This is a genomic window from Mesorhizobium sp. WSM4813, from assembly GCF_055811555.1.
On sequence record NZ_JBVVQU010000095.1, the window covers coordinates 1 to 14,105 of the forward strand.

The following is a 14,105-nucleotide window of genomic DNA, read 5'->3' on the forward strand; positions in this document are numbered from 1 at the left end:
ACCGCCCGCAATTACCGCGCCGTTGTCACTCTCGCGGCTATTGTCCTATGGTTGCGGTAACTGTCCACACGGCCTAGCGTCCTGATATAGGAGGTGACAGGCACTTCGGGCCAGTCGCACTCATTGCCGTAGTGGCGGACATATCGATCATAGGTATTGCGGCCGGTGGTCAGGACGATCGCGCGCCGGCTCTGGATCAGCTGCTGTGTCTGTTCGCATGTCATGGTGCGCGCATCCGGCCGGCCATAAGCCATGCTTGTGGCGGCGAGCAGGATTGCTGCGGCTGTCGAGACGATTGGGCGAGCTGGCATGGTAGATCCTCTCAAGGGTCGTGCCCAACGCACCTTCGCCCGTGATTCCGCAACCTTCACCTGGAGCGGCATCGCCCGCAAGAGGCTATTGCTGCGGCGCAATAAGACAGGCGCGATCTCACTCCTCCTTCTCAGGCTTGAACCGCCTCACCACCACCTCGAAGACGATGTCCGAGATCCACATCGCCGAGACGCCGATGAGGAACGCCGCGGCCAGCGTCGTGGTGTCGTCGTCGGGCGACGGCAAAGGCACGCCGGTAGCGCGGAAGTAATGCACCACCGGCAATGTCAGGTAGGCCGCCGCCAGCGCGCCGCAGATCGGCGACGCCACCATCTCGCGAACCTTGTAGCGGTGGCGCGACAAGGCGCGCAGAATGCCGCCGGAAAGGCCGGCGACCACCACTGGCGCCTTGATGCCGAGAGCATCGAGAAACTCCTGTATCATGGCTTCCACCCGCACCATCTGGCGCCCTTCCCGTTGTAGGCGTTCACCTCGTCGAGCTCGGGCCGCGCCATGGCGGCGACGACGAGGGCGGAGGGACGGCGCGCCTGGTTGTGGTCGCACCAGACCTGGCGCGCCGGCGAAACCGGCGTTGTGCATCCGGCGAGCAACAGGCCCCCAAACAGCAGGCCGCCTGGCAGCAGACCGATCATCAGTGCTTTGCCCATCGCATCGCCTCCCGCCGTGCGGCTTCGTCCGGCAGGTCGCGCGCCGCGCGTTCGGCATCGGTCGCCTCGCGGTCCATCTCGAGGCGATCCTGCGCGGCGGCGAGTTTTTCCGCCGCTCGCCTGGCCGCGTCGTTCTTGGCCCGGCTGATGCCGCCGGCGACAAACAGGCCGATGCCGCCGACCAGCGCGGCGACGATCGATATGATCGTCTTGTTGCCGGCGAGCGCGCTCAGCATGGAAAGCACCCACATCTCAATTGCCCTCCACGGCAGGCTGTTTTCTGATGAGGCCGGCGACGCCGTCGCGGACGACATTCATCAGGATCTTGAGCAGGCTCAGCACCCCGGTGATCTTGAGCGCCAGGGGCGCCTCGATGCCGAACAGCGTCCAGTCGAAGCCGACCAGGCCGGTGAGCAGCAGGATCAGCACATTGATCAGATTGTGCGCGGCATTGGTATTGAACCACGTCATGGCTTTACCTTTCGAAACAGAGAGAGGATTGCGGCGACCAAGGGGGCCAGGACTGCGGCCCAGAATCCGGGCAAGAATCCGGGCAACGGTCCGGGCCGCACTCCAGCCTCGCCCGGCTCGTGCTTTGGCCCTGAAGGCGCAAGAATGTTCGGTTGCGGAGCCTGCGGGATCGGAACAGGTGCTGGAGGCTGCGCTGGGGCAGCGGCCGGCCACGGCGTGTCCTTGATCCCGGACCATTTGCGGAACGCATCGGCAAGCCTGATATCGTAGGCGTTCTTCCGGTAGGACGCGCCGTTGTAGCCCTTGGAAAAGCCGGCCCAATCATGATTGCGCAATTTGCCGTCGAGCCGGTTGGCGGTGATGAAATTGACCGCCGCCGCCAGCTGCAGCGCCTCGTCCTCCATCATGGCCTCGACCATGGCCTGCACGGTGAGGAAGCCGGCCGCCTTGAAATTCTCGCCGAGAACCTGGCCGAGGCCCCATGACGCCGATTTGAGCGCCGCCGTCTCGTCGATCGCGATAGCCGCTTTCAGGCGCGGATAGCTGTCCCGGGGATAAGGCTTTTCGCCCCACCTGACATAGGCAAGTCCGGCCGCGACAGCTTGCGCCCGCTTCGCCCCCGACAGGTTGCGGAAAAAGACATGCGGCTCGAACAGGATGATCGGCCGGCCATGGGCGTCGAAGCCATGCCCGCTGGTTTCGACATCGAGGAAGGCGTGGATCTCGTCCTCGCCGACGCCGATCCTGGCGCCAAGTTTTGGCAGATCGAGGTCGTCCAGGCGCCTGGCGGCGCCCTTGAATATCATGTCCATGGCCGTGTCCTTTCCGCCCTCGCGGGCAGGTTGATGTTTGCAAGCGATTGTGTGAAATGAGCCCAAGGGGGAGCGGGGATCGGGAGGACAGCGGCCCATGTCGCAAGATGAAGGAACGGCGGGCTGGACGGTGAAGGCCGAGCTATGGGCGGTCGGCCGCGACAAGCCCCTGCTTGTGGCGCTGGCAGCGATCCTGTGCCTCTATTGCGGGCTGGTCGCCGGGCCGGTCCTCTATGCGTTCCTGGCCATCCAGGGCATGGCGGATTTCTTCAAGTGACGGTGTTGACCATTTGAGAACAGCTCGATCCGTCTTGCCACCCGATCCGAAATTGCTTAGCCGGGATGAAACTGCCCCCATGGACCGTTCGTACCTTGTGGGACACAGGGTGCGGGAGGGCACGTGACAATAAGGATCAGGCTTCCGGGCGGGACCTTGAAGATCAAGACGAGGGACGAGCTGCGCCGCCGCGAGCAGAAGCGCGAAGTTCCGGTCTGGCAGGTCGGAAATTACTTCATCGTCTGGTGGCCGAGCAGTATATCGGATCGTCCATCAGGGCGCCCGCCAAAACGATGATCCCGAGCCGCACGGACCCTTCCGGAAAAAATTCCAGAAGATAACCCCAGAAATAGTCGATGACCGGCCATTGACTCTTCCGCAACGGAAGCTCTCTAGTTGCTGCGCTGCACAATGGGGGTTGGGCTGATGGCGGTTCGTATCAAGTTGCCGGGCGGCACCTTGAAGATGAAGGTGTATCGGGAATTGCGAGAGCGCGAGCGCACCCGCCGCATACCGGTTCTGAAGATGGGTTCGCTGCATTTCACCTGGTGGTCGAACCGCCAGCGTCCTTTAGATGGCCAGCCGGGTACACCGAACGATTCTGACCAACACCAGGCAACGCGTTTGACGCCCTGAAAACCCGTTATCGGGCGGCTGCGCTCAATACTTCCGGAAACTGTCAGAAACGCGCCCATCGGCTGTTGACTCTTCCCTCGGGCAAGTTCTCTACTTGCTGCATTGCACATCATCATTGCCTAGCCGGCGGGAGTTTGAACCGATGGCAGTGCGTATCAAATTGCCGGGCGGCACCCTGAAGATGAAAGTCTATCGCGAATTGCGGGTGCGCGAACGCGAGCGCCGCGTGCCGGTCATGAAGGTGGGTTCGCTGTATTTTGTCTGGTGGTCGAACAGCCAGCCTCACGACAAGCCGCAAGACGGCCGTCATTAGTCTTTGCAGTCTTTGCGCCATTCGCCTGCGCGGCGGCGCGGGCCACGGCGTGTCTTTTGGACGCGCAAGCCAGCCAGCCGCCGCCGAAATTATCGGCCCACAAGATCGCTCGGTACAAATATATCTACGGTTGACGAAATGCTACCTGCATTGGCTCGTTGCCAGAGGCAATATCCAGTCAAACGATTAGAGCGTGAACACCTCACGATCACGCTTGCAAAGCGGAGGTGCTTGCCGCAAATGATGACCGCCCAACGGATCTAACCCTGACAATGCGAACTAACCTGCCGGTGGCACAAATCCTCAAGCGCTTTTCGGTCCAAGCAATTGATGGCCGACACATCCCAGCCTCAATGACGAAAGCCGACGACGAGCACAATGCGCGGCAGCATTAAAGGAACTTGGTACGCAAATGCCACAACGGCACCTCATGATCTGCAACGGTTTGCAGGTTATCGCCGAGAGGCAGCAACAAACACGATACGGAAGACACTGACATGCTTTTTGTGCCGCCCTTCCTGCAACGCCTAGCGGGCGTCAATGTCGGCGCCGGCACGAAGATGGCCATTCAGAGCGTCCGCACCGCCCGCCGTGGCCATCACTCGGTCGGCGAGGACGGGATCATCAACTGCTACTTCTCGTTTGATCGACCCCAAGCGCGGATCACGATCGGACGGCGCTGCTACATCGGCAAGAGCCACCTAGTCGCTGCAGAACACATCACTATTGGCGATGATGTCGTTATCTCATGGGGTACGACGATCGTTGACCATAACTCGCACTCGCTGGATTGGAAGCGGCGAACAAGCGATGTCGCCGAGTGGCATCAAGGCAAAAAGAACTGGTCTGGTGTCAGCATCGCGCCGGTCACAATCGATGAGAATGTCTGGATCGGCTTTGGCGTGACAATCTTGAAAGGCGTCACGATCGGCAAGGGCGCGGTCGTCGGCGCAGCGTCTGTCGTCACGAAGGACGTAGAGCCCTTCACGGTCGTTGCCGGAGTTCCGGCTAAAAAGGTCCGCAACCTTTCAGAATCAACTACTTAGTGCTGCAGAGCGCTCCGGCCATGTACGCCATGTTCCGCACCGCAATCTTGGCGCGACCTTGAGAAATTCGGTCCGCAACTTGTATTTCACCCATCCTTTGGACCGCCCGGCCAGGTGCTGTTCATAAGCGAGATCGTGAGCAAACGTCATCAGCCTATCGACCTTGAGCCCGGAAGTTTTGAGCAGATTTTCGAACGTCAGCGGCGTGTAGAAATTGATATGCCCATACGGCCCGGACATCCGAATGGCGCGACTGAGGTTTCTCGTATGCTCCAGCGGCACTTCGATGTAGAGCTTCTTGCAGACCCTCGCCGCCTCCATCAAAAACATCCGTTCGTGCTCGACGTGTTCGACGACGTGGATGGCCAATCCCAGATCGAACGACTTGTCGGAGTGCGGAATGTGGTAGCCATCAAAGACATCGAGACTCTTCAGACCAGGGATTTTCCGTGCCTTGATGGCCTCAATACCCGAGGTCGAAATCTCGACGGCCCCGAGCGTCTTTGCCAGGTTTCGCTTGTTGAGCTTGTCCAGCACAGCCCCTTCACCGGCCCCGATATCAAGAACCTTTTCGAAGGTCTCCCCCGGGAGGATCGCTTCTATGTGACCAACTGATTGCTGCGAAGCAATTTCGCGTTTCGCGGCTACTTTGCCATCTGCGTAGTAGTCATCATAGATCGCTATAATGCTGTCGGCGTCCGCCATAAGAAATCCTCCTAAGGATCGCCCCGCCAAGCTAACCGTGCCATAGCGCGCGAACCGCGGCCAGTGCGGACTAGACGCCTCTCAGCCACACTTCGAAGAGTCGTTCGGCATCGTCCTTAGGCACTGTGATTTCTCGACTATAAGTCGGGTCATTGGCTTCGTGATCAAGATCTCCTTGCTGACGATCACCCGTTCCTCCCCTTTTCGAGCGTCGCGACACTTTACCCTTGCACTGAATTGCGAATGGCGTGGCCTTATCCCCTTTCCGCGACATATTCGATGAAGCGCAACGCATTGCCGTCGTGGCCGGCGTCGTTGAAGTGCAGGCCCTCTTGATAAGCCCCCGAGCTGATGTAATCGAACCCGTCGATCGGGATCGTCAGCACATTGCGCGACCGGTAGGTTTGGCGGATCGCGCCAAGCGCTGCGTCGTATGTTCGGCCGCCCGTATAGCTGCCATCCCAGGACGAGGACGGGCGCGTTGGCGGCATCACAATGATGCGGGGCGCCAGGGCCGCTTCCAGCGTGTTGATGATCGACGTGATGTTCGTCGAAATCGTCTCCGGCGGGGTGCCAAAGCTGTCGTTGATGCCCAGGGCGAGGACCGGCACGATCTTGCCGCCAGCATAGCCGCATTGTGCGAGCGCAGAAGCAAGGCGCGGCGCGTTGAAGGACGCGAACGTATAGCTTCCGTGCGCGGCACGCAGCGTCCGCAGGCGCGGGCGCGAGCCGGGCGCCTTTATGCCGAGACGGATAAGCCCAGTGATCTCCACAGGTCCGCCTGCCACCGTGAGGGTATAGTTTCCGCTCGCCGCCTGCCCTGTTAGGGACGGGCCGGAATATTGATCGAGTGCCAGAGCACCGGCAGCGTTCACAGTCTTGTAGGCCGCACCGCCGTTGAAGGCGAAGGCGAGCGAGCCTTGACCGGCGTCCTGGGTGTAGTGAACGTCGACCTGTTCATAGGCGCCCGTGAACGCCAGGGACGCGCCATCCGCAAGGATGATGCTTTCGCCGAGCGGCCCGCGCGTTCCCGTTGAGACGATTCCGCTGGTCGTGACGCCATAGAAGGCGGGCGTGTAGGTAGAGCTTGGCCGCAGCGCCGTCATGCCGGGTTCATCGTCAGCAATATCGACATTTGCGAACTGGCAACCAGCACTTCCGTGAACAGCGCGTCCCAGTCGTTCGGATCGGTCAGGTTGGCGATGTAGCGGATGAGGCGCGGCCCCGACTGGTCGCAATAGATCAGCCCGGCCTCCTGGCGCCACGCGATCGGCACGCCATCCGGCTCGCCATTATGGGTCAGCGGCAAAGGCCGCAGGCAGTCCACCGGCAATTCATAGGCAAAGTTCAGCGTGCCCGCGCCACTGCCGGTATCGGACCCGGCGACGGCGGCCGCCAGGATTGCGAACACCCAGGCGTGTTTCGTCAGCTCTGCCTCGCGGGTCAGGTCGAAATGCAGATTGAGCAGGCGGGCCGGTTTCACGTCCTGATCAAGGCTGTCTATCGGCGCCTCGTCGAGGACGCCAAGCGTCATGTTGGCGATGTCGAGCGGGGTGATGGCCATGATTTTAGGCTCCGTCTGTGTGGATCGGAAAAAGCTGGGCATTTGCCCACGGCAAAACGCCGCTTCGCAGCGGCTGAGGATTTTTGGGGGGTGAGTGATGATCGGGCCGCGTTCCGTCGCGCCCCCCTCTGTCCTGCCGGACATCTCCCCCACACGGGGGGAGATTGGCGGTTTTAGCGCTCCGCTTAGTCCTGCAATGTTGAAGGTTGGCGAAAGCGGCGGTGACAGCCAATCTCCCCACTCGTGGGGGAGATGTCCGGCAGGACAGAGGGGGGCGCGACGGAACGCGACCGCAGGAAACTAGTGGCGTGCGCCCACGTCATAATCGCCGCGCAACGCGGCGATGAGTTGCATTCCTGCGGCATCAGCCGAAGCGTGCACTCTTCGAGATCTGCCGCCCTGTTTCGGCCGACTTGGCAACGGCGCTTGCTTGCAATCTTCCGGCACCTCTCGCCATCGCCAAACCCCGGTCCAGGGCTTCCTGAAGACTTGTCGTATAGTAGGCGGTGTTTTCCAGACCGCTGAAGAAGTTTATGCGGTGAAGTTCGCCCTTTTTGCTTATGACGATGCCCGCTTTTCGGAGCACTTCCTGAACTGCCTTGTATGTCATATTCATGGTCACCTCCCTTGCCAAGACAAAGCAGCATCGCCCATGTCTGTAACCATTTGGTGACGGCGATTGATTAAAGTGCAACATGAATATGTTGCGAACCCCACGACTTGTTTCACTCTGGTGCAGCCCAGTGGGGAATTTGGGATTCGCCACAATTGACGACCTGGCGTCCAGAAAGGGCGGGAGTTCTTTACCCCCGCTCCTTTCGGTCCGTTAAGAGACTGTTTCGAAATTCGCTCCTGGCGAGTCATATGGTGGTGGTTTCGAGAACCGGCGCGCAGCGGACATTTGGGTCCGTGAGCACCGGAAGCGCAGAAAACGCCATCAGATGGCCGCCAGAGAGAGTTTCCAAACGGTCTCTCAGGCTTCGGTCGTCTTCAGCGCAATGAACGTCATGTTCTTGACGCTCGACGCCGTGCGGTCCCAGTTCGCCGCCAGCGCCAGCTCGGCATCGGTGGCGAATTCGCCGGCCGAGGAGGCGTCGAGGAAGCGGGTGCCGGGCACATGCGGGACGAAGTGCCGGCGCCCGACCATTTCGGTGACGCCGCCGCCATGGCCCTGGCGCGGTTTGCGGTCGAACTCCAGCGGCCCGCCTTCGGTATTGACCGGCAGCTCGTTCCACAGGATTGCCTTGTCCTTGAACATGAATGCAGTGTAGACGCCCGCCGCGACCGGGATGTCGTCGTCGACGACGGCCCGCAGCCCCATGTAATAGGGGATCAGCGGCCCGCCCTGCTCGGAGGGCGGTACATAGTCGATGAGGTCGGCGAGCTTCAACGCCTTCATCTGCTTGGAGTGCATCCAGATCGTCTTGAACTTGTCGGCGCGGTCGCCCATCAGATAGGCAGCCTCGATGATGTCGGTGTCGACGATGGAGGCGCCGGTGACGCGGACCAGGTCGCCGGCATCATTGGCGATGTTGTCGGCCAGCACCCCTTTCAGGATGCCGAGCAGCGTCAGCTTGTTGGCACGCTGCCAATAGTCGGTCTGGCGGCGCACGATCAGCTTCTGCGGGTCGTCGCCGGCCAGGATCGAGGTCAGGTCAGGAATGCCCCACGCCTGGGCTCGAACATTGCGGGCGGCGACCTCGCGGCGTGCGCCGATCTTCTTCATCTCGATCGAGTCGGCCGGGTCGTCATTGACCGGCTCGGACGGATCGTTGCCGAGATCCTTCCAGCCGGGCATGTCGACGGAACGCCCGCCCATGGAAAGCTTCGAGGCGATGGATGGGTCGGAAAACAGGATCCCGGCCTGGTAGATCTCGAGCGACTGGACGTGCTCCTCGAACGAGTATTGTGCATAGACGGACGGAACGATCGCGTCCGCGATGCGGGTATAGGCGTCTGCCATTTTGGTCTTCCTTCAGGTTGATTGGCCGCAATTCTTCAAGGACCGTTTCGAAACTCGCTCTGGCGAGCCATATGGTGGTGGTTTCGAGAACCGGAGCGCAGCGCACTTTGGGTCCGTGAGCACCGGAAGCACAGAAAACGCCGCCGGATGGCCGCCAGAGTAGAGGTTTCCAAACGGGCTAGAGGGGGTTGTTGGGCATCCACAAGTCGGGGTTTTCGCCAGCCTCGCGTGCCAGCCGCCGGGCGCGGGCGGGGTCGCTTTTGACGAGGGCCGAGATGTCAGTCAGGTTGCGTTCGCCGGCGGCGTTTCGCTTGAACGGATTGCCTCCGCTCAAAGCCGCGCCGCCGTCGATCGTGTCTTCCCTAAACATCGCCTCGCCGATGGCTTGGAACGCCTTGGCGATCTGCGGATCGGTCAAGGCGCCGTCAGGCAGAAGGATGCCCTTCGCCTTATAGGCATCGACCAGGCCGAGCTTCTTCATCGCCCGGTTGGCGACCTCCAATCTCCTACGGAAGCCGTCGCTGTCGGTCGGTCCCAATCCCTGACCAGGTCGTCGTGAGTAGCCTCGACCGAACGGGCAAGAGCGATCTGCTGCACCTTGGCCTGTTCGGCCATGTAGCCGACGAAGCGGTCGTGATAGGCCTGTGCCACTTTCGGGGTAGCACCTGCCTCGACCGCCCAGGTCTTGGACGCGTTGGCGAGCTGGTCCGAATAGGCGAAGTCTTCGGGAAGCCCGTCGGGGCGCCTGTATTCGACCCTGTCGGGCGAAGTCAGCGGACGCATCGCCTCAGGCAACCGGTCATGGAACCTGTCCCACTCTTCCCCAGGTGCGTCCGCTGTGGGAACGCGCAGGCTCTCGCCCTGCTGCCGTTCCAGCTCCGCATAGGATGTGAAAACCCGATCGAGGCTTTCAGGCTTGGTCCAGCCCTTGGTTTCAGCAAGCTTGCGGTTGCCTTCGGAAAGACCGTCAAACCAACTCTTGCCGGCCGGCGGGGCGGACCCGTTGTCCCCGTTGGCCGGTGGCCGTGCAAGGTTGCCCGCCGGTGGCGAAGCCACCACGGACCCGGCGTCTGCCAGATCTGTAATGAGATGTTCCTTTGTTGAGGTTAAGGCTAATGATAGGAGCCGGTGGCGGGGCCAAGTATCTCCCCTTGAGGGTCCCTCAAGGGGAAGATTAACGCTACGCGTTATCGCCCCAATTCTCCCATAGCAGCGTGATCGTTCCGGTAACGGCCAGCATGCCGTCGGCGTCGATATCGGTGCCGGTGGCGAGGGCAAGGTTGAGATAGAGGTCTGCCGGCGTCACTGTGCCGTCGAGTGTCAAAGCCGCCGCCACATCGGCGGTCGAAGCGGTCGACAGTGCAGCACCGGCACCGTCCAGCGCACGTCCGGTCGAAGCCAGCACATTGACCATGGTGCCGGCGAGCGCAGCGCTTGACGCCGCCGCCGACCCGAGCGACCAGGTCAGCGCCGCATTGTCGTTGATGGTCGAGGCGCGGGTGGTCAGCACGGCGAATTGCAGCCTTGCGGTGCCGCCTTTGATGCGCACCTTGCCGCCGAGGAAATCGAAAAGCTTATGGCTGGTATAGGCAAGCGCATCGGTGACCGGCACCTGCATGGCGTTGAGCGAAAAGACGGTGCGGTAGGAACCGCCTTGCCCGCTCGTGCTGGCGGCAAGCCCGGCCTTGGGCGGGCCAAGGCCGGCCTCACGGGCCGCGGCACGGGAAACGTCCGGGGGAGACCTCGGGTCATGGCATTCTCCATTCTAGGGGGATTTGAGGGTTGGCCAGACCCGCCGCGGGAAGACTCGTTACGGCGGACCCTGATCATTTCGATAGAGTCTGGCTCTATCGTCTGTTTGACCATGATCTTTATGGTTTTTTTGTTTGACCATGAGCTTTCCGAGCCGGAAGGCCTCGGCCGTCAAGACGAAAGAAACCATGTCTTATTTCGTGAGGCATGGTGCCGCTGTTCCGCCGCAATGCGCCCGCACTTGGCAAACACTTGGCAAAACCAGCCAGTGTATTAGTTCATAGGCTTCAACGGAGTATCAGACGATGACCATGTACAAAGCCATTGCCGCCCTGCTTGTGACTGCCGCGCTGGCAGGATGTGCACAGACCGAAGGGCAGCAAAGAGCCACGACGGGGGCCTTGGTCGGCGGCGCGGGCGGAGCTCTCGTCGGTCAGGCCCTGGGCCGCGACACCAAGAGCACGGTTATCGGTGCAGCCAGCGGCGCCCTGCTGGGGGCGGTCGTGGGCAGCGCGACAACGCCGCAGCGGCGCGGCGAACAGCTTTGCCGGTATCAGGATCGCTACGGCCGCATCTACACGGCGCCTTGCGACGACCGCTACTACAGCGGCAACTACTGAGCCTAGCGGACTGCAAACTACGGCAAGGCCGGCGGGCCAACACTCCCCTCTGTCCTGCCGGACATCTCCCTCTCAAGGGGGGAGATTGGCAGCTTCGCCGACAGCGCCTCTTTTCGAGGTCGGCGATTGGCGAAATCAGGGGCGGACGGCCGATCTCCCCCCAAGTGGGGGAGATGTCCGGCAGGACAGAGGGGGGCGCCGTAGAGCGCCAACCTCATAGCGGCCGAGCCATTGACCAATGCCTCACACGCCATTGCCTCCGCGAAATCGCGCAAATGCCAGGTCGATGCGCAAAGCCATGACCGACGCCGAATTGAAACTTTGGAACGAGCTTCGCGCACATCGGCTGATGGGGCTTGGCTTCCGGAGACAATTTCCAATCGCCGGCTACATCGTCGACTTCGCTTGCCCGGACAAGAAGCTCGTCGTCGAAGTCGATGGCTCGCAGCATGCCGCCGCCGATGCAGGCGATGAGGCAAGGACAAAGCGTCTGGAACAAGACGGCTGGACCATCCTGCGCTTCTGGAACGACGACGTCATTCGCGACATCGACAACGTCTGCCAGCACATTGTGATCGAGGCAGGGCTCGCACGTGCGACTTGATACGCCGGCGGGACAGCGCCCCCCTCTGTCCTGCCGGACATCTCCCCCACAAGGGGGGAGATTGGCAGCTTCGACGACACCGCCCCTTCTTAACCCTTACCTCCCCTCCGCCCGCGCCGCCTTCTCCAGCGCCGCCAGTTGCGCCTCGCCCAGCGTCAGAAACCCCATAATGTGCTGCACCACTTCGGCGCGCGCGTTGCTCAGCGCGCTGTGCAGTTCGAAGCCGTTCGGTGTCCTGGTCCTGGTCATCCATTCGCCATAAGATGGGCGGCGGTAATAGCCTGTCGTGGCAGCGAGGTCGGCCAGGACCATCTCACCATCCTCGCCTGAGAACACACGCAGATACGCCTTGGTTAGCGCATCGCGCGCCTTGGCCGGACCGCCGGCCTGCCCGGAATGGGCGAAACGTTTGCGGCTCATGCGCCGGCACCCGGCGCAGCCGGGCCGCCCGGCATGTCAGGCTGACCACCCTGCAGCATGCCTTGCAAGCCATCGAGCAACCCACTGTCGCGCGCCTGCACAGCGGCGGGCACAGCATCCTTGGCCACTTTGCCGGCAGTGGCGATCGCCGCCATACCAGCCTGTGCCTGCGCAGCCTTGGCTCTTGCATCGCGAATGCCGGCCACCTCGTCCTGGCGGCGAAAGATGCGCTGCGGGCTGCGGCCGGCGCTCTGCACGATCTTGAGCGCCTCGTCGCCGTCGATATTATCCATCACACCGGGGTCGAACTGCGCCATCTGCATGGCCGTGGTGACCACCTGGATGGTGTCGCGCGCCTCCGCCGAGCGGCGCAGCACGTCGAGCGGGCCGGTGAAGGTCGGCCGCACCGCCTTGCCGGCGAGGCTCGCCGGCGGCAGAAAGCGGCTGTCTTCCTCGTACAATCCTTTGTCCTCGAGGATGCCGAGCTCGCGGTCGAGATTCGAGGCAAAACCGGCCTGGATGATCGAGCCCGACGGCCCGAGCAGCGCGCCCTTCTCCTCTTGCCGGATCAAGGCTTCGGTCGCCGTCATCTGCGGGTTCTGCACCAGCGTCTGAAACAGGTTGACGAACATCATGTCGCGGATCTCCTCGGCCCGGCTTTCCGCGTAGTTGAACGCATAGCTCGGGTTCTGCCCCGTAGCGATCGGCGCAATCAGGGGCCGTCCATTGTCGTCGATCAGGCCTGGATAGTTCTCGCCGGGATTGAGCACCGGCACATAGTCGAGCCGCGCCTTGGAGGCGGTGGCCGGATCGGTGATCTGCTGCAGGGGGCGCAGGCCGGAGCGGCGCACGGCGTTTTCCTCACGCACGGTCGTCAGTGCCTCGATGGTCGGCGAAATGCCATAGGGGTCGCCCTCGTAGCGGCGCCAGTTGAAGCACGACACCGGGAAGGAGCGGAAACCGCTCTCCCTGACGATGACCTCCTCGTCTTCGATAACGTGATAAGAGGCGAAGGCCGTGTCGAGATACTGATAGGATCCGCCCAACCGGTACATCTTGCGCTCGTCGCGCGGCTGGATGCACTGGATCAGCGAAATCTTGGTCTCGCATTTGGCCGGGTCGTCGACCAGCATTTTGATCCGCGCCGGCAGTCTCTCATAGCCGAGCAGCTGCGCCGCCTGCCGCGCCGTGCGCTCGTAGCGGCGGTGGAAAATGTCGACCTGGCCCCAGCGGTTGCGGCAGAGATAGCCCTCGACTACCGGGATCGAGGCATAGCGGATCAGCGTGTGGGGCGCAAAGCCCTCCTCGGCTTAGAGATAGGCCGGGCCGTAGCGCACGACGTTGCGCAGGCAGGCCTGCGTTGCCGGCACGAAATTCGAGTTGGCGGAATAGCGCAGCGAGAACAGGAAATCGCGAAGCGCTTCCGCCCATTCCTTCTCCTCGTCGCTCTCTTCGTCATTCATGGCGGCGGTCGACAGCCCGTGCCATTTCTCCGACTGCGGGATGATCAGGCTTTCCAGCCCCGCGGCCAGCCGGTTGGCGGCCGAGTTGATGGTGTTGGCGTAGACACGGGCGCCGCGCCGCTCCTGCCGCTCGGCCTGCGAGTCCGCGCCCCGGCGCCCACTCCAGACATCGGGCGCGTCGGGGTCGCAGAATTCCGACACCGCCTCCCAGACAGCCTCATACTGGCTGCGCTCGCTCTCGAGTTCCGCCTGTCGCGACGGGATATCGTGGGCACGGGAATCGCTCATGGTCAGCCTCGCGTGATGGATAAAATGGGAAACGCTGAAAGAATGGCGGGGATATAGAAGCTGCCAATCTCCCCCCAAGTGAGGGAGATGTCCGGCAGGACAGAGAGGGGCGCTGTCCCATAGGCGCTAACTTAGGGGTAGACTGGTGGAATCGAGATGTGATTCCTAGGCCAGATGCAAAGGAATGATTC

Annotated in this window: 21 protein-coding genes and 1 pseudogene; 6 read left to right on the forward strand and 16 right to left on the reverse strand. The window is 62.0% G+C overall.

Annotated features, from left to right (window positions below):
* Nucleotides 1–11 precede the first annotated feature (11 nt).
* The 6 genes from AC0L25_RS30995 to AC0L25_RS31020 all read right to left on the reverse strand — a co-directional run bounded on the left by AC0L25_RS30995 (nt 12) and on the right by AC0L25_RS31020 (nt 2,263).
* The gene (locus AC0L25_RS30995; RefSeq protein ID WP_473598951.1) at nt 12–311 is read right to left on the reverse strand and encodes a hypothetical protein; all 300 of its coding nucleotides are present in this window, start codon (nt 309–311) and stop codon (nt 12–14) included.
* Nucleotides 312–429: 118 nt separating this feature from the next.
* Nucleotides 430–774 (reverse strand): hypothetical protein, encoded by a 345-nt coding sequence (locus AC0L25_RS31000; RefSeq protein ID WP_473598952.1) that lies wholly within the window; start codon nt 772–774, stop codon nt 430–432.
* Entirely contained in the window at nt 753–980 is a 228-nt protein-coding gene (locus AC0L25_RS31005; RefSeq protein ID WP_473598953.1) for a hypothetical protein, read from the reverse strand. Before AC0L25_RS31005 ends, AC0L25_RS31000 begins: the two co-directional genes overlap by 22 nt.
* Nucleotides 965–1,231 (reverse strand): hypothetical protein, encoded by a 267-nt coding sequence (locus AC0L25_RS31010; RefSeq protein ID WP_473598954.1) that lies wholly within the window; start codon nt 1,229–1,231, stop codon nt 965–967. Before AC0L25_RS31010 ends, AC0L25_RS31005 begins: the two co-directional genes overlap by 16 nt.
* A 1-nt stretch (nt 1,232) precedes the next feature.
* Nucleotides 1,233–1,451: a hypothetical protein gene (locus AC0L25_RS31015; protein WP_473598955.1), complete on the reverse strand. Its 219-nt coding sequence runs from the start codon at nt 1,449–1,451 to the stop codon at nt 1,233–1,235.
* Entirely contained in the window at nt 1,448–2,263 is an 816-nt protein-coding gene (locus AC0L25_RS31020) for an N-acetylmuramidase family protein (protein WP_473598956.1), read from the reverse strand. Before AC0L25_RS31020 ends, AC0L25_RS31015 begins: the two co-directional genes overlap by 4 nt.
* A gap of 97 nt (nt 2,264–2,360) precedes the next feature.
* Here AC0L25_RS31020 and AC0L25_RS31025 point away from each other — a divergent pair, with 97 nt between their 5' ends.
* The 4 genes from AC0L25_RS31025 to AC0L25_RS31040 all read left to right on the forward strand — a co-directional run bounded on the left by AC0L25_RS31025 (nt 2,361) and on the right by AC0L25_RS31040 (nt 4,535).
* Nucleotides 2,361–2,540 carry a hypothetical protein gene (locus AC0L25_RS31025; protein WP_473598957.1) on the forward strand — a complete coding sequence of 60 codons (180 nt, stop codon included), beginning with the start codon at nt 2,361–2,363 and terminating at the stop codon, nt 2,538–2,540.
* 426 nt (nt 2,541–2,966) lie between these two features.
* Nucleotides 2,967–3,176, forward strand: coding sequence for a hypothetical protein (locus AC0L25_RS31030; RefSeq protein WP_473598958.1), 210 nt, complete (start codon nt 2,967–2,969; stop codon nt 3,174–3,176).
* A 142-nt stretch (nt 3,177–3,318) separates the two neighbouring features.
* Entirely contained in the window at nt 3,319–3,489 is a 171-nt protein-coding gene (locus AC0L25_RS31035) for a hypothetical protein (protein WP_352954963.1), read from the forward strand.
* 497 nt (nt 3,490–3,986) lie between these two features.
* Nucleotides 3,987–4,535 (forward strand): acyltransferase, encoded by a 549-nt coding sequence (locus AC0L25_RS31040; protein ID WP_473598959.1) that lies wholly within the window; start codon nt 3,987–3,989, stop codon nt 4,533–4,535.
* Here the strand turns inward: AC0L25_RS31040 and AC0L25_RS31045 are convergent.
* From AC0L25_RS31045 to AC0L25_RS31080, 8 genes are all read right to left on the reverse strand, one after another.
* Nucleotides 4,524–5,240 (reverse strand): class I SAM-dependent methyltransferase, encoded by a 717-nt coding sequence (locus tag AC0L25_RS31045; RefSeq protein WP_473598960.1) that lies wholly within the window; start codon nt 5,238–5,240, stop codon nt 4,524–4,526. The genes AC0L25_RS31040 and AC0L25_RS31045 overlap by 12 nt on opposite strands.
* A gap of 254 nt (nt 5,241–5,494) precedes the next feature.
* Nucleotides 5,495–6,346, reverse strand: a complete 852-nt coding sequence (locus AC0L25_RS31050) for an SGNH/GDSL hydrolase family protein (RefSeq protein ID WP_473598961.1) — start codon at nt 6,344–6,346, stop codon at nt 5,495–5,497.
* Nucleotides 6,343–6,804 carry a phage connector family protein gene (locus AC0L25_RS31055; RefSeq protein ID WP_473598962.1) on the reverse strand — a complete coding sequence of 154 codons (462 nt, stop codon included), beginning with the start codon at nt 6,802–6,804 and terminating at the stop codon, nt 6,343–6,345. The genes AC0L25_RS31050 and AC0L25_RS31055 overlap by 4 nt, the downstream gene beginning before the upstream one ends.
* A 364-nt stretch (nt 6,805–7,168) precedes the next feature.
* On the reverse strand, nt 7,169–7,420 hold the full coding sequence (locus tag AC0L25_RS31060; RefSeq protein WP_473598963.1) for a hypothetical protein: 252 nt from the start codon (nt 7,418–7,420) through the stop codon (nt 7,169–7,171).
* Nucleotides 7,421–7,777: 357 nt separating this feature from the next.
* Entirely contained in the window at nt 7,778–8,767 is a 990-nt protein-coding gene (locus AC0L25_RS31065) for a Coat protein (protein WP_473598964.1), read from the reverse strand.
* Between the two features lie 178 nt (nt 8,768–8,945).
* Nucleotides 8,946–9,248: a hypothetical protein gene (locus AC0L25_RS31070; protein ID WP_473598965.1), complete on the reverse strand. Its 303-nt coding sequence runs from the start codon at nt 9,246–9,248 to the stop codon at nt 8,946–8,948.
* The gene (locus AC0L25_RS31075; protein WP_473598966.1) at nt 9,245–9,823 is read right to left on the reverse strand and encodes a hypothetical protein; all 579 of its coding nucleotides are present in this window, start codon (nt 9,821–9,823) and stop codon (nt 9,245–9,247) included. Before AC0L25_RS31075 ends, AC0L25_RS31070 begins: the two co-directional genes overlap by 4 nt.
* Nucleotides 9,824–9,947: 124 nt before the next feature.
* The gene (locus AC0L25_RS31080) at nt 9,948–10,385 is read right to left on the reverse strand and encodes a hypothetical protein (protein ID WP_473598967.1); all 438 of its coding nucleotides are present in this window, start codon (nt 10,383–10,385) and stop codon (nt 9,948–9,950) included.
* 439 nt (nt 10,386–10,824) lie between these two features.
* Here AC0L25_RS31080 and AC0L25_RS31085 point away from each other — a divergent pair, with 439 nt between their 5' ends.
* On the forward strand, nt 10,825–11,139 hold the full coding sequence (locus AC0L25_RS31085; RefSeq protein WP_029351756.1) for a YMGG-like glycine zipper-containing protein: 315 nt from the start codon (nt 10,825–10,827) through the stop codon (nt 11,137–11,139).
* A gap of 238 nt (nt 11,140–11,377) precedes the next feature.
* Nucleotides 11,378–11,743: an endonuclease domain-containing protein gene (locus AC0L25_RS31090; protein WP_473598968.1), complete on the forward strand. Its 366-nt coding sequence runs from the start codon at nt 11,378–11,380 to the stop codon at nt 11,741–11,743.
* 96 nt (nt 11,744–11,839) lie between these two features.
* On the opposite strand, the gene AC0L25_RS31095 is transcribed toward AC0L25_RS31090, so the two are convergent.
* Together AC0L25_RS31095 and AC0L25_RS31100 are read right to left on the reverse strand one after the other, a co-directional pair.
* Nucleotides 11,840–12,163: a Bbp19 family protein gene (locus AC0L25_RS31095; RefSeq protein ID WP_473598969.1), complete on the reverse strand. Its 324-nt coding sequence runs from the start codon at nt 12,161–12,163 to the stop codon at nt 11,840–11,842.
* Nucleotides 12,160–13,914, reverse strand: a pseudogene (locus AC0L25_RS31100) (portal protein). The gene AC0L25_RS31095 and the pseudogene AC0L25_RS31100 overlap by 4 nt, the downstream one beginning before the upstream one ends.
* Nucleotides 13,915–14,105 lie beyond the last annotated feature (191 nt).